This window comes from Pseudomonas sp. AK106, from assembly GCF_053903055.1.
In genome coordinates, this window is sequence record NZ_CP096426.1 from 910890 (window position 1) to 929742 (window position 18853).

Annotated in this window: 15 protein-coding genes; 6 read left to right on the forward strand and 9 right to left on the reverse strand. The window is 60.6% G+C overall.

The features are described 5' to 3' along the window. The first annotated feature begins 128 nt into the window (after window positions 1-128). Complete coding sequence (locus tag M1E04_RS04130; protein ID WP_456292441.1) at window positions 129-1028, forward strand: DMT family transporter; 900 nt, start codon at window positions 129-131, stop codon at window positions 1026-1028. Between the two features lie 60 nt (window positions 1029-1088). Here M1E04_RS04130 and M1E04_RS04135 read toward each other — a convergent pair whose 3' ends face one another. Then, window positions 1089-2063, reverse strand: coding sequence for a 2-hydroxyacid dehydrogenase (locus tag M1E04_RS04135; protein WP_456292442.1), 975 nt, complete (start codon window positions 2061-2063; stop codon window positions 1089-1091). A gap of 105 nt (window positions 2064-2168) precedes the next feature. Next, window positions 2169-3116, reverse strand: a complete 948-nt coding sequence (locus tag M1E04_RS04140; protein WP_065991899.1) for a LysR family transcriptional regulator — start codon at window positions 3114-3116, stop codon at window positions 2169-2171. Between the two features lie 181 nt (window positions 3117-3297). Here M1E04_RS04140 and M1E04_RS04145 point away from each other — a divergent pair, with 181 nt between their 5' ends. Genes M1E04_RS04145 through M1E04_RS04160 form a run of 4 tightly spaced genes read left to right on the forward strand, consistent with a single transcriptional unit; the run spans window position 3298 to window position 8108 of the window. Next, window positions 3298-4809 carry an efflux transporter outer membrane subunit gene (locus M1E04_RS04145; protein WP_456292443.1) on the forward strand — a complete coding sequence of 504 codons (1512 nt, stop codon included), beginning with the start codon at window positions 3298-3300 and terminating at the stop codon, window positions 4807-4809. A 22-nt stretch (window positions 4810-4831) separates the two neighbouring features. Then, window positions 4832-7030 (forward strand): FUSC family protein, encoded by a 2199-nt coding sequence (locus tag M1E04_RS04150; protein WP_456292444.1) that lies wholly within the window; start codon window positions 4832-4834, stop codon window positions 7028-7030. Then, window positions 7020-7220, forward strand: coding sequence for a DUF1656 domain-containing protein (locus M1E04_RS04155; RefSeq protein ID WP_065991906.1), 201 nt, complete (start codon window positions 7020-7022; stop codon window positions 7218-7220). Before M1E04_RS04150 ends, M1E04_RS04155 begins: the two co-directional genes overlap by 11 nt. Before the next feature lie 15 nt (window positions 7221-7235). Next, complete coding sequence (locus tag M1E04_RS04160; RefSeq protein ID WP_456292445.1) at window positions 7236-8108, forward strand: efflux RND transporter periplasmic adaptor subunit; 873 nt, start codon at window positions 7236-7238, stop codon at window positions 8106-8108. A gap of 195 nt (window positions 8109-8303) precedes the next feature. Here M1E04_RS04160 and M1E04_RS04165 read toward each other — a convergent pair whose 3' ends face one another. Continuing rightward, a complete protein-coding gene (locus M1E04_RS04165; RefSeq protein WP_456292446.1) occupies window positions 8304-9128 on the reverse strand; it encodes an SDR family oxidoreductase in 825 nt (274 codons plus the stop codon). Between the two features lie 33 nt (window positions 9129-9161). Then, complete coding sequence (locus M1E04_RS04170) at window positions 9162-9626, reverse strand: multidrug transporter (protein ID WP_065991909.1); 465 nt, start codon at window positions 9624-9626, stop codon at window positions 9162-9164. A gap of 286 nt (window positions 9627-9912) precedes the next feature. On the opposite strand from M1E04_RS04170, the gene M1E04_RS04175 reads away from it, so the two are divergent. Beyond that, on the forward strand, window positions 9913-12585 hold the full coding sequence (locus M1E04_RS04175; RefSeq protein WP_456292447.1) for an RHS repeat domain-containing protein: 2673 nt from the start codon (window positions 9913-9915) through the stop codon (window positions 12583-12585). A 465-nt stretch (window positions 12586-13050) separates the two neighbouring features. Here the strand turns inward: M1E04_RS04175 and M1E04_RS04180 are convergent, their stop codons facing one another. From M1E04_RS04180 to M1E04_RS04200, 5 genes are all read right to left on the reverse strand, one after another. Then, complete coding sequence (locus M1E04_RS04180) at window positions 13051-13443, reverse strand: hypothetical protein (protein ID WP_456292448.1); 393 nt, start codon at window positions 13441-13443, stop codon at window positions 13051-13053. Window positions 13444-13688: 245 nt separating this feature from the next. Beyond that, window positions 13689-15143 carry a mannose-1-phosphate guanylyltransferase/mannose-6-phosphate isomerase gene (locus tag M1E04_RS04185; RefSeq protein ID WP_456292449.1) on the reverse strand — a complete coding sequence of 485 codons (1455 nt, stop codon included), beginning with the start codon at window positions 15141-15143 and terminating at the stop codon, window positions 13689-13691. Between the two features lie 205 nt (window positions 15144-15348). Then, complete coding sequence (locus M1E04_RS04190) at window positions 15349-16005, reverse strand: alginate O-acetyltransferase AlgF (protein WP_065993158.1); 657 nt, start codon at window positions 16003-16005, stop codon at window positions 15349-15351. 33 nt (window positions 16006-16038) lie between these two features. Next, window positions 16039-17214 (reverse strand): alginate O-acetyltransferase, encoded by a 1176-nt coding sequence (locus M1E04_RS04195; RefSeq protein ID WP_456292450.1) that lies wholly within the window; start codon window positions 17212-17214, stop codon window positions 16039-16041. Between the two features lie 10 nt (window positions 17215-17224). Further along, window positions 17225-18787, reverse strand: coding sequence for an MBOAT family O-acyltransferase (locus tag M1E04_RS04200; RefSeq protein WP_456292451.1), 1563 nt, complete (start codon window positions 18785-18787; stop codon window positions 17225-17227). Between the last annotated feature and the right edge of the window lie 66 nt (window positions 18788-18853).

Below are 18853 nucleotides of genomic sequence, written 5' to 3' on the forward strand. Positions count from 1 at the left end.
CTCCTCTGCGCCTCGCATCCTACTCCGAGCGCTGCCCCCTGCCAGCGGGGTGACGATCAAATGCGCAAGTTTCTGCAAGTGAGGGCAGACCCGCGCCGCCAGACTGAGGCCTCACTGGGGAGCTCGACATGAACATCACGCTGTATCTGCTGACCGTTTTAATCTGGGGCACGACCTGGATCGCCTTGAAACTGCAACTGGGCGAGGTCGCCATCCCGGTGTCGATCGTCTACCGCTTCGGCCTCGCGGCGCTCATCCTCTTCGCCTTGTTGCTGGCGACCGGGAAACTGCAGAAGGTCAATCGCCGCGGGCAGCTTATCTGCCTGGCGCAAGGGCTGTGCCTGTTCTGCGTAAATTTCATGTGCTTCTACACCGCCAGCCAGTGGATTCCGACCGGTCTGGTGGCGGTGGTGTTTTCCACTGCGACATTGTGGAACGCGCTCAACGCCCGAATCTTCTTCAAGCAGCAAATCGCGCGCAACGTCGTGTTGGGCGGCACGCTGGGGCTGATGGGGCTGGCGTGTCTGTTCTGGCCGGAATTGGCCGGGCACAGCGCCAGCCGCGAGACCTTGATCGGTCTAGCGCTGACCCTGCTCGGCACGCTGTGTTTCTCGGCGGGAAACATGCTCTCCAGCCTGCAACAGAAGGCCGGCCTGCGTCCGCTGACCACCAATGCCTACGGCATGCTGTATGGCGCGACGATGCTGTGCGTGTACTGCCTGCTGAGCGGCACGCCGTTCGGGTTTGAGTGGAGCGCGCGGTACATCGGCTCGCTGTTGTATCTGGTGGTGCCGGGATCGGTGATTGGCTTTACCGCCTATCTCACCCTGGTCGGCCGCATGGGCCCGGAGCGCGCGGCGTATTGCACGGTGCTGTTCCCGGTGGTGGCGTTGAATGTGTCGGCGTTTGCCGAAGGCTATCAATGGACCGCCCCCGCACTGATGGGGCTGGTGTTGGTGATGGCGGGGAACGTGCTGGTGTTCAGGAAGCCCAGGGTGATTGTGCCTGTGGGGGCGAAGCTGGCTTAAGGCGGGCTGAAACCTTTGATTGTTCCCACTGGGACCGTGGGAACGATCGTCACAGTGAGCTCAGCCCTTCCACACCTGCGCATTCACCAGATCCTGCGGCTTCTCGCCCAACAGCGCGGCGCGCAGGTTGGCGTAGGCGCGGTCGGCCATGGCCTGACGGGTTTCGTCAGTCGCCGAGCCGATGTGAGGCAGCGTTACCGCATTGCTCAGCGCAAACAGCGGCGATTCAGCCAACGGCTCTTTCTCGTAGACATCCAGGCCGGCGCCGCGAATCGTGCCGTCCTGCAGCGCCTTGATCAGCGCCGGCTCGTCGACGATCGGGCCGCGTGCGATGTTCACCAGAATGGCGGTCTTCTTCATCAGCGACAGCTCACGGGTGCTGATCATGTGCTGGGTCTTTTCGCTGAGCGGCACCACCAGGCAGACGAAATCCGACTCGGCCAGCAACTGATCCAGCGTACGGAATTGCGCGCCCAGTTCCTGCTCGATGGCGGTCTTGCGGCTGTTGCCGCTGTACAGGATCGGCATGTTGAAGCCCAGACGACCCCGCCGTGCGACTGCCGCGCCAATATTGCCCATGCCCACAATGCCCAGCGTCTTGCCGTAGACATCGGTGCCAAAGTGCGGCGCCTCGATGCTGCGCTTCCAGTTGCCGGCTTTGGTGTAGGCGTCCAGTTCGGCGACGCGGCGGGCGCTGCCCATGATCAACGAGAAGCCCAGATCTGCCGTGCTTTCCGTCAGCACGTCGGGAGTGTTGGTCAGCATGACGCCGCGTTCGGTGAGGTAGTCGACGTCGTAGTTGTCGTAACCGACCGAAATGCTCGACACCACTTCCAGCTGCTTTGCATTCTCCAGTTGTTCGCGCCCCAGCTTGCGGCCAGCGCCGATCATGCCGTGGCTGTGGGGCAGGGCTTCGTTGAACTGCGCGTTCAGATCACCCTTTTTCGGGTCGGGGATGATCACGTTGAAGTCTTGCTGCAGGCGCTCGGCCATTTCCGGAGACACGCGGCTGAAGGCAAGGACGGTCTTTTTCATCGGATAGCTTCTCTCGGCAGTTCAGAAGGGCATTGCGTAGCACGCTAACATTCTTGCCGAGGGATTGGCGAGGTGGATGGGTCTGTTGCCAGGTGGGGCGGAGCGTTAAACCGTCTCCGGCAATACATGGGTCTGCAGGTCCGCTTCATGGGCGGCCATGATTTCCGGCAGCGAGCCGCGCAGGTATTCGACCCAGGTTTTGATCTTCGCATCCAGGTACTGCCGCGATGGGTAGATGGCGTACAGGTTCAGCTCGTGGGAGCGGTACTGCGGCAAGACCCGCACCAGCGTGCCATTGCGCAGGCCTTCGATGGCCGAATAGATCGGCAGAATCCCGATGCCCATGCCGCTGCTGATCGCCGCCTGCATGGCGTCGGCCGAATTCACCAGAAACGGCGAGTTGCCGATGGTCACGGTTTCCTGGCCTTCGGGGCCGTCGAAGGCCCACTTTTCCAGCGGGAACACCGGGCTGACCAGGCGCAGGCAGGCATGATTGAGCAAATCAGCCGGCCGGTGCGCCATGCCGAACGCCTTGATGTAGGCGGGCGAGGCGCAAACGATGCTGTAGGTGATGCCCAGTCGCTGGGAGACGAAGCCCGAATCCGGCAGCTCGCTGGCGAGCACGATGGACACGTCGTACCCCTCTTCGAGCAGGTCCGGGACGCGGTTGGTCATGGTCAGGTCGAACGACACGTCCGGGTGATTGCGCCGGTAGCGGGCAATCGCGTCGATGACGTAATGCTGGCCCACGCCGGTCATCGAATGGACTTTCAGCTGCCCGGCCGGACGCGCATGGGCGTCGCTGGCTTCGGCTTCCGCCTCTTCGACGTAACCGAGAATCTGCTCGCAGCGCAGCAGGTAACGCTTGCCCGCTTCAGTCAGGGCGATGCGTCGCGTGGTGCGGTTGAGGAGCCGGGTCTGCAGGTGGGCTTCGAGGTTGGAGACAGCGCGCGAAACGTTTGCGGTGGTGGTGTCCAGTTGAGCAGCGGCAGCGGTGAAGCTGCCCGCTTGCGCCACGCAAGTAAAGGCGCGCATGTTTTGCAGAGTGTCCATTGGCCGTTCTCAGATGAGATAGCAAATTGTGACATGAAGTAACTGATCCATGTCAGCCATACCAAAGGATTATCTCCGGTTCCGTAACAAAGATTCGCAGAAGTCCCGGCTTATCGCCGGGCTAGACGCCCCCTAGAATCGCCGCATCATCGATTCCCCCTCCATTCAGGTAATTGCAGCAGTGCCGCGTCGTCTCGTCAGAGGGCTCAAATCCCTCAGTGTGTGCGCTTTAACGTTACTCATCAGCGGCTGCATCGGAACTGGCGGAATCGCCCCACAAGGCACAGCGTTGTCGCCCGACGCGCTGGCCACCGACGACGCCATCAAGGCGGCCGACAAAGACGCCCACTGGCCGGCTGGTCAGTGGTGGCGTGCCTATGGCGACGAACAACTCAATCGCTGGATCGAACTGGCCGCGATGGGCAGCCCCAGCCTGGCGATCGCTGCCGCGCGAGTGCGTCAGGCCAAGGCCATGGCGGGCATCGCGGAGTCGGCGGAATCCCTGCACGTTTCCGGCGACAGCAGCCTGAAACGACACAACTGGCCGACGGATCAGTTCTACGGCCCGGGTGAGCTGTCGAACACCAGCACGTGGGACAACAACGCTTCGCTGGGCCTGAGTTATTCCCTTGACCTGTGGGGCCAGGAAAGCAATCACTCCGAACAGGCGCTGGACATGGCGCACCTGAGCGCGGCCCAGGAGCGTCAGGCGCAGCTGGAATTGCAGGACAACATCGTCCGCGCCTACATCCAGCTGTCGCTCAACTACGCCCAGCGCGACATCGCCGAAGCGACCCTCGCGCAACAGCAGCAGATCGTTGATCTGGCCCAGCGTCGTCTGAACGGCGGCATCGGCACCCATTTTGAAGTCAGCCAGGCGCAAACCCCGCTGCCCGAAACCCATCGTCAGATTGACGCCCTGGACGAGGCGATTGCCCTGAGCCGCAATCAGATCGCGGCGCTGGCGGGCAAAGGACCGGGCGAGGGCGCACGTCTGCAGCGGCCGACGCTGTCACTGAACGCGGCGTTGACGTTGCCCTCCGCGCTGCCCGCCGAATTGCTGGGGCAGCGTCCGGATGTAGTCGCCAGCCGCTGGCGAGTGGCGGCGCAGGCGCGAGGCATCGATGTGGCCCATGCCGGCTTCTATCCGAACGTTGATCTGATGGGCAGCCTTGGTTACATGGCCACCGGCGGCGGCATGCTGGCATTCCTCGCCGGCAAGAAATTCAACTACAGCGTGGGCCCGGCGATCACCTTGCCGATCTTCGACGGCGGACGTTTGCGTTCGGCGCTGGGCGTGGCGTCAGCGGGCTATGACGAAGCTGTCGCGCAGTACAACCAGACCCTGGTGATGGCGCTGAAGAGCATCTCCGATCAACTGATTCGTCGTGAGTCGATGGACAAGCAACAGCAGTTCGCCGATCAATCAGTGGCCGCCGCGCAGAAAACCTACGACATCGCGATGGTTGCCTATAAACGCGGCCTGACCGATTACCTCAATGTGCTCAACGCGCAGACGTTGTTGTTCCATCAACAGCAGGTGCAGCAACACGTCCAGGCTGAGCGCCTGACGGTGCATGCTGAGCTGGTGGTGGCGCTGGGCGGCGGGTTGATGGCCGGCAATGATTCCCCCGCACCGGCAAAGACCGCCGTGCCGAAAACGCCGGCGTCGCTGGCGGTGTTTGATCAATGAAACGCTCCGGCAGGGCCTGGCGATGAACGCCGCTTTTAACTGGCTCAAATCACTGGAGTGGCGTCGGGGCCTCAACGATTGGGCGCGCAGCGATGGCGTGACGTGGATCTACATCAGCAAGGTGCTGACTGCGGCATTCCTGACCTACTGGATCGCCATGCGCCTGGAGCTGCCGCAGCCGCGCACGGCCATGATCACTGTGTTCATCGTCATGCAGCCCCAGAGCGGTCAGGTGTTCGCCAAGAGTTTCTACCGCTTGCTCGGCACGCTCGCCGGCTCCGTGGTCATGGTCACGCTGATGGCGCTGTTCGCGCAAAACAGCGAGCTGTTTCTCGGCAGTCTGGCGATCTGGGTCGGCTTCTGCTGCGCCGGGGCGGCGCGCTATCGCAACTTCCGCGCCTACGGTTTTGTGCTGGCCGGCTACACCGCCGCGATGACCGGGCTGCCAGCGCTCGCTCACCCGGACACCTCGTTTATGGCCGCCATGTGGCGGGTGCTGGAAATCTCCCTCGGCATCGTCTGCTCGACACTGGTCAGCGCCGCGATCCTGCCGCAAAGCGCTGGCGCGGCGATGCGCAACACCTTGTATCAGCGCTTTGGCACCTTCGCTCAGTTCGTCATCACCGGCCTGCGCGGCGAGAGCGATCCGGCGTCGTTCGAGGCCAGCAACGTGCGCTTCATTGCCGATGCCGTGGGGCTCGAAGGCCTACGCGCGGTCACCGTGTTCGAAGACCCGCACATGCGCCGCCGCAACGGTCGATTGAATCGCCTGAACAGCGAATTCATGACCATCACCACGCGCTTCAACGCCCTGCATCAGTTGCTCGAACGCCTCCGTCGGCGGGGCGTGACGCCAGCTGTTCAGGCCATCGAGCCTGGCCTGAATGCGCTGACTGGATTGCTGGAGCCCTTTGCCGGGCGCGCGCTGACCAACGCCGACGCCGCACTGCTCGCCAATCGGTTGAGCGTGTACAAGGCCGACCTGCCCGAACGCGTGCGCAGCCTGCGCGCCGAGTTCGTCAAGACCGAGCCCAGCGACGCCGACCTGCTGGATTTCCATACCGCTTACGAGTTGCTGTATCGCTTCGTCGACGACATGCACGACTACGCCCAGACCCATGCGTCTTTGGCCGATCACCGCCATGCGCGGGAGCAATGGGTCGAGCCCTTCGTGTCCACCACCAGTTGGCTGTCTTCGCTGGCCTCCGGCGTGCGCGCGACCTTTATTCTCGCGGTCATGTCGGTGTACTGGGTGGCCACGGCGTGGCCGAGCGGCGCGTCGATGACCCTGGTGTCCGCCGCCACGGTGGCGCTTTCCGCGACGACATCGAACCCGAGGCGCATGTCGTTTCAGATGGCGTGCGGGACCTTTCTGGGTGCGCTGCTGGGGTTTTTCATCACCTTTTTCGTGCTGCCGCGCATCGATGGTTTTCCGCTGTTGTGCATGGTGCTGGCGCCGGTGTTCGTGTTCGGCACGTTCCTGACCACGAGGCCGCAGTGGGTGGGATATGGTCTGGGGCTGCTGATTTTCTTCAGCATCGGTTCGGCGCCGGACAACCTCACGGTCTACAACCCGTATGCGTTCATCAATGACTACATCGCCATGGTCCTCGGCATGCTGTTGTGTGCGGCGGCAGGGGCGATCATTCTGCCGCCGAACAGTCGCTGGCTGTGGCAGCGGCTGGAAGGCAACCTGCGCCGACAAGTGAGCTTTGCCATCAGCGCGCCGCTGCGCGGGATTCGTTCCAGTTTCGAAAGCCGTACGCGCGATCTGATGCATCAGGCCTATGGCCTGGCCGCCGGTAAACCCGAGGTGCAACGCAACCTGCTGCGCTGGATGTTCGTGGTGCTGGAGATCGGCCACGGGATCATCGAGTTGCGCCGCGAGCAGGCCATTCTGCCGGTGCACCCGAGTTACGCCGAGTGGCAGCCCTGGCGGCAGGCGATTCGCGCCATGGGCCGCTCGTTGATTCGTCTGTTCATCCAGCCCGATCCCCACAATCTGGCGCGCAGCCTGTCGGCCGTCGATCACGCCATCATCTGCGTGCAGAACACCGACGAGCCCTTTGCTCCGCACTTCGACACCTCGGCGTTGCGCCGGGTGAAAAGCTACCTGCACTTCATCCGCACCTGCCTGCTGGACCCGCAATCGCCGCTGGCGGGCGTTCCGTCAGAGCCGGCGTCTGTGGCCTCGCCGCAAGGACAACTCAATGCCTCGTGAACTCGCCTTCCACGGCGTTTACATGCCGACCGTGACCGTCATGTTTCTGGTCGCCATGGTGCTTTCCTGGGCGCTGGACCGGTTCATGTCCGGCCTCGACCTCTACCGTTTCTTCTGGCATCCGGCGCTGCTGCGTCTGAGCCTGTTCAGCTGCATTTTCGGCGCCATGGCGCTCACTGTTTACCGTTGAGGCACGTTGGTTGAGATGAAAAAGCTCTTCAGTCTGATCGCGACTTTGTTGATTCTGGCCCTGGCCATCTGGATCGGCCGGCTGCTGTGGATTCACTACATGGACACGCCCTGGACCCGCGACGGCCGGGTGCGCGCCGACGTGATCAACGTCGCCGCCGATGTCAGCGGCGTGGTGATCGATGTGCCGGTGAAGGACAACCAGCCAGTGAAAAAAGGCGACCTGTTGATGCAGATCGACCCTGAGCATTATCAGCTGGCAGTGAAGCAGGCCGAGGCCATGGTGGCGTCGCGCAAGGCGACCTGGGAGATGCGCAAGGTCAACGCCAATCGACGCAAGGACATGGACGCCCTGGTGATCTCCGCCGAAAGTCGAGAAGACGCCAGCAATGTCGCCACCTCTGCCCAGGCGGATTATCAACTCGCCGTCGCGCAGCTTGAGGCGGCACAACTGAACCTGCAGCGCACCAAAGTGCTGGCTGCGGTTGACGGCTACGTCACTAACCTCAACGTGCATCGCGGCGACTACGCGCGCATCGGCGAAGCGAAGATGGCCGTCGTCGACAGGAACTCGTTCTGGGTGTACGGCTTCTTCGAAGAGACCAAGCTGCCCCACGTCAGGATTGGCGATCCGGCGGACATGCAGTTGATGAGCGGCGAAGTGATGAAGGGCCACGTCGAGAGCATCGCTCGCGCCATCTACGACCGCGACAACCCGGAGAGCCGCGAACTCATCGCCGACGTCAACCCGACCTTCAACTGGGTACGACTGGCGCAGCGCGTGCCCGTGCGCATCCACCTGGATCAGGTGCCGGAAGGGGTGGTGCTGGCGGCGGGGATTACGTGCACGGTGATTGTGAATCCCGAAACGCAAGATTCAATGCGATAGCACGTTGAGCTGCGCGATACGCCAGATGTGTCGCGCCGGAGGATGCAGGAGCGTGGCTTGTCCCGCGATCTGTTGCGCAGCGACAGTAATAACAGTGATTGCGGTGCATCAGTTATAACCGGGGCGCTTGGTCTTGCTGCCGCTTCGCGCCAGTTCGCGGGACAAGCCACGCTCCTACAGAAGCCGGCGGTGGTGTCAGCCTTTTTTATCCAGCTTGAAGCGCTTGCTCAGAATCCACTCCAGTAATGCCTTGGGCAGCAGCCGTTCCATCAGGGGCAGCGCGCGGCTGCCGTTGCCGGAGCGCAATAGGCGCGGTGGATGGCTGCGTTGCACGGCGTCGAGCACGTCGCGGGCGAAGTCGGCAGCGGGTGTCGGGTTGCCCTGTGACGCATTGGCCCGGGCGCGGATGCCTTCACGCCACGGCCACCACGGCGAATCCTGGTGAATCACCTGCTCGGCCTCGTGGCTGGCGTTTTGTGCGAAGTGGGTATCGATAGCGCCGGGCTGGACTTCCATCACCCGAATCCCGAAGGGTGCCAGTTCCATGCGCAGTGCTTCAGTCATGGCATGAACGGCGGCTTTTGACGCGCAGTACGCGCCCGCGAATGGGGTGACCAGCACGCCCGAAACGCTGCCGATATTCACCACCAACCCCTTGTTGCGGCGCAGCATTGGAAACAGCGCGCGCGTCACGCCGACCACTGAAAACACGTTGGTTTCGAACTGCCTGCGCATGGCCTCGACACCGCCATCCAGCAGCGGGCCAATACCACCGTAGCCTGCGTTGTTGATCAGCACGTCGAGCCCTCTGCCTTGTTGATCCAGCTCGGAAACCAGTCGATCAATCGCAGCGCTGTCATTGACGTCCAGCGTCACGGCACGAAAACCTGCCGCGGTCAGCGCTTGCACGTCGGCCGGCTTGCGTGCGGTTGTCCAGACTTCATGGCCCGCCGCTTTGAAGGCATCCGCCATGGCACGGCCAATGCCGCTGGAACAACCGGTGATCAACACCACAGACATGGTTCAGTCCTTGAAAAAAGAGAAAGGCGGCGCTCAGCCGGAGAACGTGCCTTGCAGGCGCTCGGCACGAAACTCGAGGGTCTGAGGCCGGTAACCTGGGCGCAACGGTGGCATCGGCAAACAATCTTGCCACTGACTGCCGGGCAACAAATCGCCCGGCCCGCGATAACGCGGCGCGGTGTACGTGTCTTCGGCCAGATTGACGGTATCGCCCGGCGCGTAGGCCGCGATTTTCCAGCGCAGTTCGCTGAGCGAAACGGTGTTGCCGTTATCGATCAGTACCAGCAGCGGACGCCCCGTAGGACACTGTTGCGGCGCATAGTCCACGCGCAATTGCAGGCGCTCAAGGCGCTGCTCGTCGCGGCTGTCTTCCCAGACCACAAACGCCGCCACGACGCCCAGCCCGACTGCGGCAGCCAGGGAAACAGGCAACGCTTTGGAGGGATAGCGCAGAAGCAGGACCAGCCAGGTGAACAGGAGTACGGCGCCGAAAATCATCGTGTCGATCTCGCGATTGCAGATGAGGGCATCGTACCGAAAGGGGAGGGGGTTGGGCTAATGGATTGGGCTCAACCGAACCGCTCAGCGCAACCGTCCAGCCGGACCGGCGGTCAGTCAGAAATCCGCAGCCAAACTAGTCTTAGGGTATTTCCTGCAACGGATTGCACAGGTCATGGCTCATTCCTGCTCGCTACATACCCATACTCCGACACTCACGGTAATAGAGCCGCGCAGGCTACCTGTTCGTACGGTGTCCTTCTACGTGGCTCAAACGGATGCGCCCATGACCGTGCGGGTTGACCGCCTTGCCTATGATCCCGCAGGAAGGCAAACGGCGCGTTGGGACCCACGACTATGGGCTGCCGCCGATCTGGCATCGGACGCGACGAGCAATGTGAGTGTGGTCTTCTCGCTCAGCGGGGAGCGGCTGCTTTATGAGAGCGTCGATGCGGGGTGGCGCCTTCAATCAGTGGGGGAAGGCGGGCAGCGTGACGGGGGCTGGGACGGACGCGGAGTGGTTCAGCGGGTCGAATACGACAAGCAGCTGCGGCCGACTGCCTTGTTTGAAGAACAGGGCGCACGGGACGGTACGGCGCGAACCTGCGTCGAGCGCTTGAGCTATGGAGGGCCTGATGAGCATCACGCCAACCAATGCAATCAAATAGTCAGGCATTACGATCCGGCCGGCTCGCTGTGCAATACGTCGTTCGATATAAACCGGAATGCGCTCTTGCAGGCGCGGCGTTTTCTCAATGATCCGAACATGTCCAGTTGGCCGGACGCCGCCGAAGCTTGCGACCAGCTTCTGGAACCCGGAGACGGCGCCCGGATGGCCTGGCGATTCGCTCCCACAGGCGAAATGTCCGAACAGCGCGATGCCATGGAAAACACACAGTTTTTTGCCCAGACCGTCGCCGGGCTGCTCAAGCAAACCCGCTTGCAGCTGGCCGGCCTGCCAGCGGAAACGCTGGTGGGCGATATTCAATACGACGCCTTCAATCGCGCGGTTTCAGAAACCGCCGGAAATGGCGTCGTCATCTCTGCGGCTTATTCAACACAAGACGCTCGTCTGGTGAACGTCCAGTCGACGCTTCCCGATGGAGAAAGACGGCAGGATCTGCGTTACGCCTACGATCCGGTCGGCAACGTGATCAGCATTGCAGATGCTTCGCTCCCTCAAAGCCATTTCGTCAATCAGCTCACCAAGTCCATCAGCACATTCACGTACGACACGCTGTATCGGCTCATCGAGGCCACCGGTCGGGAGCTGGCGTCGGTCAATCGAGGCCCGGATCCCGCGGTGTTCCAATCGCCGATCGACCCCTCCCGACTGACGAATTACCGACAGAACTACGAATACGATGCGGGCGGCAATTTGCTCAAGCTCAGTCACGTTGGCGTGCAAGATCATTCGCAATGGCTGGCGGTGGCCAACGGTAGCAACCGGTCTCTGGCTCAACTGACTGACACGCCGCCAACTGACGCCGAGATTGCTGCCGCATTCGATGCCAACGGTAATTTGCAGCGGCTGGCGCCCGGGCAAAACATTGAGTGGAACCCGCGTAACCAGTTGCGCAGGGTAACCCTGGTAGCCAGGCCTTCGGGAGTGGATGACAGTGAGGTTTACGTCTATGACGCAACCGGCCTGCGTGTGCGCAAGATTCGGACGGTTCAGGCTAAAAATGTCGTCCATGTGAACGACGTACGCTATCTGCCGGGCCTGGAAATCCGCGCCAATAGCGCGACTGGCGAAACGCTGCACGTCATCACCGCTCCCGGCGGACGCAACGCGGTGCGGGTTCTGCATTGGGTAGAGGGCAAACCGGAGACGGTAGATAACGATCAGACGCGCTACACGCTGAGTGATCATTTGGGGTCAAGCCTGATGGAGCTGGATCAGCAATGCCGATTGATCAGTCAGGAAAGTTATTACCCCTTTGGAGGCACAGCCTGGTGGGCAGGCCGATGCCAAATTGAAGCGCACTACAAAACCGTGCGTTATTCAGGAAAAGAGCGGGACGCGACCGGGCTTTACTACTATGGCCTGCGGTATTACGCACCGTGGCTGATGCGCTGGATCAATCCGGATCCGACGGGTGAACAAGGCGGGGTGAATCTGTTTTGCTTTTGCAGTAACTCACCGATCCGCTATCGCGACTCCCAAGGCGCAGCCCCATACGATGTTCCTCAGGTCGTGGTGGTAGCCGCAGGAATGGGGGATTTCAGCCCGCCACAGCAGGCGAAGATGAGGCAGGCGCTGGACGCTGCAAGTTATCTGGTGGCTGGAACGCGTGATCAACTTCGCGAAGCGTCACCCCGCCAGGATGTAGTCAAGGCCTTCGACGCGACGTTTGGTGAACTGCCGGCACCCATTCGCGCTGACACGATAGAGGCCGTCGTAGAAAGCCTCGACAGTTATAGGAACATGTTGACGGCATTCGGTAAGCCGCACGCGGACCTTGATATCGAGCTTTTTGACGGTCCATCCAGGCTTAAGGGACGTACTTTACTGGCGGGAGAGTTCGAAGATGTGGTCAAGAGCTTCGGAGTTTCACGCACCCATCTTGAGCAGGATCATGTGCTCAATGTTGCCTGGACGTTGATCCATGAAACTTCTCATGCAGTCAATTTCACCGTTGATAGCCATTATTACGAGCAGCCGAGACTCGAGGCCGATGCTACCCCTGAGGCTGTCGGAGGCTGGAGCAAACAAATAAGAAGGTCCTTGTCGCGAGTTGTCAGATCAGGTCCTTACGAGAAGCATGGCAGTGCTCCTGTATACGAGACCAGCATGCAAGGTTTAACAGATGACGCGGCTAACCGGCATCAACGCAAGGCCACCTTTGTGGGCAATGGGAGCGTGAGATCCTCGCTGTTACGGATGAATGCAGACACTTTTCCCGCGTTGGTCAACGCCACCCGATTTCCTGAAAGATGGTTGCGCAGGCAGGTCTGACAAATAGGCCAACATTCAGTCATTTGGCGTGACTGAGGCCGGTCAGCTCAGGCATGTTCGTGTGCAGTTGGCAGGGAAACGGGGCAACGCTTTGGAGGGATAACGCAGAAGCAGGACCAGCCAGGTGAACAGGAATACGGCGCTGGAAATCATCGTGTCGATCTTGCGATTGCAGGTGCGGCACCGTACCGAAAGGGGAGGCATAGACCAAATTGCTGATGTTGCCTTGACACGGTTAGAGAGATGCACTGAAACGGCGGAGCGAACCTGTTCGTGAAAAGCGTCATGACATCCGATGCATGCCATCACCAGATAGAATGCATTCGCGTACAGGGCCCTTCCACAGATCCTGCGTCCACTGGCAAATATGGGGCAAACGCCCAACTCCCGTCAGAGCTGCCGAAGGCTGCAATTCAGTACGTAGCGCCTTCATTTCGACTGGCGTTGAGCGTTGAAGAGTTTGATTTAGTCGATAACTTCGTACGCTGCTGATTTTTCACCGTATCCAGGCGTACCCTCGCCTGACTCGGCTGAATAATTTTCTTGCAGCACTATGAACTTGATCGTGATGCCGGGGCCGGCGTCGATGTCGGGGGCGGTGATTGCCGTCATTTCCTCCACGGTCAGATTAAAGCGAGTCTCCTCATCGCGAACGGGCGTCTGATAGCGGTCTGTGGACATGTTTTTTGCATGTGTTCCATCGCTGTTATCGCGATATATCACGATGCCGACTAAGGGAGGAACGACCACGTCCGATGGGTATTTGGGCAACACAATCGTTGCCGCCTGATTTCGTTTGATTTTGAAATCATCAGCGCCTTCGAACTTCGGAATAGGGCGGTTCTGTGGCTGAATCATTTTTTTTCTCCATGTATTTATGTGGTGCTAAATGCCCACTAACAGCAGAGATAAAATAAGCGTTTTAACTTCCAGTGATAACTGTCACTTATGACAGTGCTCAGTCCTCTTCGCGATAAACCCGGTCACTTTAATAGCCAAGGTCCATACACCTTTTGCGCACAATAAAAAGCCCCCGAAAACCCTCTGCGGATGGGGAATACGCAGAGGATTGACGGGGGCTAGTACTACTGGGTGAAGCGGTATTAACGGGCGATGGTCTGGGTCTTCACGCCGGCTTCGATGCCTGGGGTGGAGCGGCCGTAGACGTCTTCGAAACGCTCGATGTCGTCTTCGCCCAGGTAGCTACCCGATTGAACTTCGATGATTTCCAACGGGATTTTGCCCGGGTTGCGCAGACGGTGAACCGAGGCAATCGGGATGTAGGTCGACTGGTTCTCGGTCAGCAGGAACACGTTGTCGTCGCAGGTGACCTGAGCGGTACCCGATACGACGATCCAGTGCTCAGCGCGGTGGTGATGCATCTGCAGCGACAGGCTGGCGCCCGGCTTGACGGAAATGCGCTTGACCTGGAAACGGCCGCCCATGTCCACGGAGTCGTACGAGCCCCATGGGCGATAGACTTCCAGGTGGTTCTGGGTTTCGCTGCGGCCTTGCTCGTTCAGCGTGTTGACCAGTTGCTTGACGCCCTGAACCTTGTCTTTGTGAACGATCATCATGGCGTCTTTGGTTTCGACGACAACGATATTGTCCAGGCCGATCACGGTGACCAGTTTGCCGTTGCCCTGAATCATGCAGTTGCGGCTGTCCTGGATAACGACGTCGCCCTTGGCAACGTTGCCGTTCTCGTCTTTGGCGTGCACGTCCCACAGGGACGACCAGCAGCCGACATCGCTCCAGCCTGCATCAAGCGGAACGACGCACGCGCGCTGGGTTTTTTCCATGACGGCGTAGTCGATGGAGTTGTCCGGGCAGCAGGCGAAGCTCGCCTCGTCCAGGGAGATGCTGTCGCCTTCCTGCTTGCTGCGCTCGAGGGTCAGCAGGCAGTTGTCGTAGATGTCCGGATCGTGCTTTTTCAGCTCTTCCAGATAACGGCTGGCACGGAACAGGAACATGCCGCTGTTCCAGTAGTAACCGCCGGCCTGGACGAATTCCTGAGCGCGTTGCTCATCAGGCTTCTCGACGAACTGCTGAACGCGGCTGACGCCTTCCGGCAGCAAGGCATCGGCGGTGGACTTGATGTAGCCGTAGCCGGTTTCAGGCGTGGTCGCCGGGATTCCGAACAGCACCATTTCGCCGCGCTCTGCAGCGACGGTGGCCAAAGCCAGTGCGCGTTGCAGGGCTTTCTGATCATCGATCACGTGGTCGGCTGGCAGGACCAGCATCAACTCGTCGCGACCTTCGTTGGCGAGCATCATCGCGGTGATGGCAACGGCTGGCGCAGTGTTGCGGCCAAACGGTTCCATGATCACGGCCTGAGTTTCCAGACCCAGCGCACCGAGCTGCTCGGTGACGATAAAGCGGTGGTCCTTGTTGCAGACCACGACAGGGTGCTGCATGCCGTCGAATTGCAGGCGCTCGACGGTCTGCTGGAACAGGGTGTGTTCGCCGGTCAGCGCCAGGAACTGTTTAGGAAACTGTTTACGCGAAAGAGGCCAGAGTCGGGAACCGCTACCACCTGACAAGATCACTGGAATCATTTTGTTTCTCCGTTAAGCAAAAATCGTTCGAATGGGCTGTAGGTCTTTTCGGTCTTTCTGGTTTTTGTCTTGCATCGCCCGGCGTCCTCCTGGCGGTCTGCTTGCTCCGCAGTGCCTGACGCCGAACGCTTAATCCCGTAAATCCGTGGCAGCGCGCGAGTAACCCCGCGCGCTGCCTGCGGCCTCTCGGCCAGGTTCAAATCTGTTACTGAGTGCCGGTCGGGCGCTTGACCCAGACTGGCGACAGGCTGCTGCCGCTACCGGTCACGTACAGAACGGCGGCTTCACCGCGCTCCAGTGCAACCGGCTTCAGGTCAGCCACTTTCTTATCGCCGTCAAACAGCGCGAAGCTGACTTTGACCGGGTTGATTTCACGCTCGCCGGTGCCCTTGGCAGACACAGCCTTGACCACGTCTGTCTTGCCATCAGCGGTTTTCAGGGTCAGCGCCTTGTCGCTCAGGTTCTGTACGCGAACCAGGGACTTCTGCTTGTTCTTGAACGGAGGCTCTTCAACCAGCTGAGGTGCGCCCGAGGTGTTGTTGACGATGGTGTAGTAGTGATCGCTGGCCAGTTTCACCGGCAGGGACTGGCTGCCGACTTTGGCGGTGTAGTCGCCCTGTGGCATGAAGCCGAAGTCACTGCTGGCCAATGGGCCGATTTCGTTGAGGCTGGTGTTGCCGACGCTGGCCGAGATTTCGCTGCTGCTGGCGTTGTAAACACGCACGAAGGTCGAGCCTTTCGGTGCGGTCGGGCCATACAGGGCGGCATCGCCACCGGCGAAGGCGGAAAGGGAGACGAAGCCCAGGCTCGCGGCCAGCACGCAGGTTTTCAGCAGGTTGGTTTTGCTCGAACGAACTGGCATCGGGTTCTGCGAAGTCATAGTCAAAGAGTCCTCTCAGTTTTGCGCCCGGGTGGGCGACTTGGAGTTGTTGGCGTTGTCCGCCAGATTCTGTTGGGGGTCACGGGCCTTTTTGAGTTCAGCGATCCACTGTGGGTCGAACTCGGTCAGGTCGTTGTGAGCGGGCAGGTAGCGTTCCGGAAATTCCCAGATCAGCACCTGCGGTGGGCTGCTCTTGAAGGCGTCGGTCTGCAGATACTTGAGCATCGGCAGGATCGGGCCATGGCCGTCTTCGGCGTAATTCACGACGTCTGCGTGCAGGGCCTGTTTAAGCGCACCGGCAAAGTTCCAGTTGGGGTTGGCGCTGTAGCTGGTGCCGACCAGACCCACTGCAACGGAATTGTCCGCGAACAGGGCGTCATCGCTTTCGGCGCCAGCCTGAGCCGGGTTGGTGCTGCGCTGCTGCAGGTCATCCGGCTTGGGCAGCAGGTTGGTGAACAGCGGATCCAGCGGCAGGAAGTTGGTCAGATCGCCCTTGTAGGGTTCGGTCGTCTTGGCTTCGGTGACAAAGTTCTGCGGTTCAACGTTCAGCGGCAGTTGCTTGCTGATCACGTCACCCAACTGCTGGGCGACGATTTCCGCGCCCATCGGTGTCCAGTGGGTGTCGGTGCGCAGGAACACCTGGCCCTTCTCCTTGGCGCTTTGCAGCGGCGTGAGCAAATCAGGGGCGAGGATGCCGGCCTGATTCACTTGAGCGTGGAACTGCTGATACAGATCGGTGTGCAGCGTGGCCGGTTTGTTGTCACCGACGTGCTCCGGGTACAGACGGGTCTTGGCCGGGATAATAGCCAGCAGCAATTGCGTGCCTTGCTTTTTCAGGGTGTCACGCACGCCCTGAATGATTGCCAGGTTGTCTGCTTCGTTCTGCTCGCTGTTGGCAACGGCGTCGAACTCTTCGTCGGTGTACAGCCACTGGTCTTTGCCCAGGATCACGCCCGGACGACCTTCGTTGAACAGCTTGTAGTCCAGCGCTGCCCAAAGGTTGGTGCCCAGACGCTTGATCGGAAATGCTTCGTCGTAGTGGGTTTCCACCGCCTTGGTCCAGTGACCATTCAGCACGGTGGTCTCCTTCGACGTCGAGAAGCCGACGAAGCTGCGCAGCGACCACAGACCCAGCACCAGCAGAATCGCCAGGAACAGGAAGATGTAGAGGAAACGTAATGAACGGGTCATGTCAGGCTCCTCAGAACTGGAAGTAAAGGAACGGCGAGAAACTGGCCGCCGAGAGTTTCAGGATCGATGCAACGAACATCAGCAGGATCAGCGCGCGCATGGCATAGCGCGACCAGTCGGCGGTCCAGTAGGCAGGCTGAACCTGCGCTTCGGTGCCGACGATGTAACCCGGTTGATGAATGCTGCCGGGCTTGTCGCCCGGCACGGCCTTGATCAGGCCAGGCTCGGCAGCGGCAGGGCCATCGGCCTGCACGGCTTTGTCGGTCGGCTTGGCCGGCGCACGGTTGCGGTAGAAATCACGCAGGCCAAAGAAGGCGAGGGTGATGTACGCCACGACCAGCGTTGCTACTTGCAGGCCGGTGAGGCTGGCGCGGTTGAGCTCCGACAGACCGAGATCGCCGAAGCTGAACATGGCGCCGTACATGCGGGCGGCAACGTGCAGGTTTTCCGAGCGGAAGATGACCCAGCCCATGACCACCAGCAGGAAGGTGAAGGCCCAGCGAACGACGTTGAATGTGCGGGGCGCAGTGTTAAGGCCGATGGCTTTTTCAATCGCCAGCCACACACCGTGCCAGGCACCCCAGACGATGTAAGTGATGTTGGCGCCGTGCCACAGACCACCCAGCAGCATGGTCAGGAACAGGTTGCGGTAGGTCGCGACTTTGCCGCCACGGTTGCCGCCCAGCGTGATGTACAGATAGTCACGCAGCCAGGTGGACAGGCTGATGTGCCAGCGACGCCAGAACTCGGTGATCGACTGACTGATGTAGGGCTGTTTGAAGTTTTCCATGAAGCGGAAACCCATCATCAGGCCCAGGCCGATGGCCATGTCGCTGTAGCCGGAGAAGTCGAAGTACAGCTGAGCGGTGTACGCCAGCGCGCCGAGCCAGGCGTCACCCGTGGTCGGGTTCTGCAGGGCAAAGCAATGGTCGGCGACCACCGCCAGCGTGTCGGCAATAAAGACCTTCTTGATGAAACCCTGCATGAACCGCGTGCAGCCTTCGGAGAACTTGTCGAGGGTGTGCGTGCGGTTGTTGAACTGGTCCACCAGGTCGCGGAAACGCAGCACTGGTCCTGCGATCAGGTGCGGGAAAATCGCCACGAATGCTGCGAAGTCGATGAGGTTGCGCGTCGCCGGGGTGTCCCCACGGTAGACGTCGATGATGTAGCTGATGGACTCGAAGATGTAGAACGAGATACCGATCGGCAGCAACACATGGGTGAGGATGAACGGCTCAAGACCGATCGACGTCATCATCGCGTTGATGCTGTCCACGCCGAAGTTGGCGTACTTGAAGTAGCCAAGGATGCCCAGGTCGACCACCACGCCGAGCAGCAGCCAGCGCTGTGCCGGTTTGGTTCTGACCCCGGCAGCGCCTACGCGCAGGCCGATCCAGTAGTTCCACAGCGTCACACCTGCGAACAGTGCCAGGAAGTCCACTCGCCACCACGCGTAGAACACGTAGCTGGCGACCAGCAGCAGCAGGTTGCGATAGCGTTGCCCGCTCAGGTAGTACAAGCCGAGAAACACCGGCAAGAACAGGAACAGGAACACGTTGGATGAGAAAACCATCCTTTACCTCTCCATTTGTCCAACATCAAGGGCCGAAGCCCCCCCAAACCCCCCACGAAAAATGGA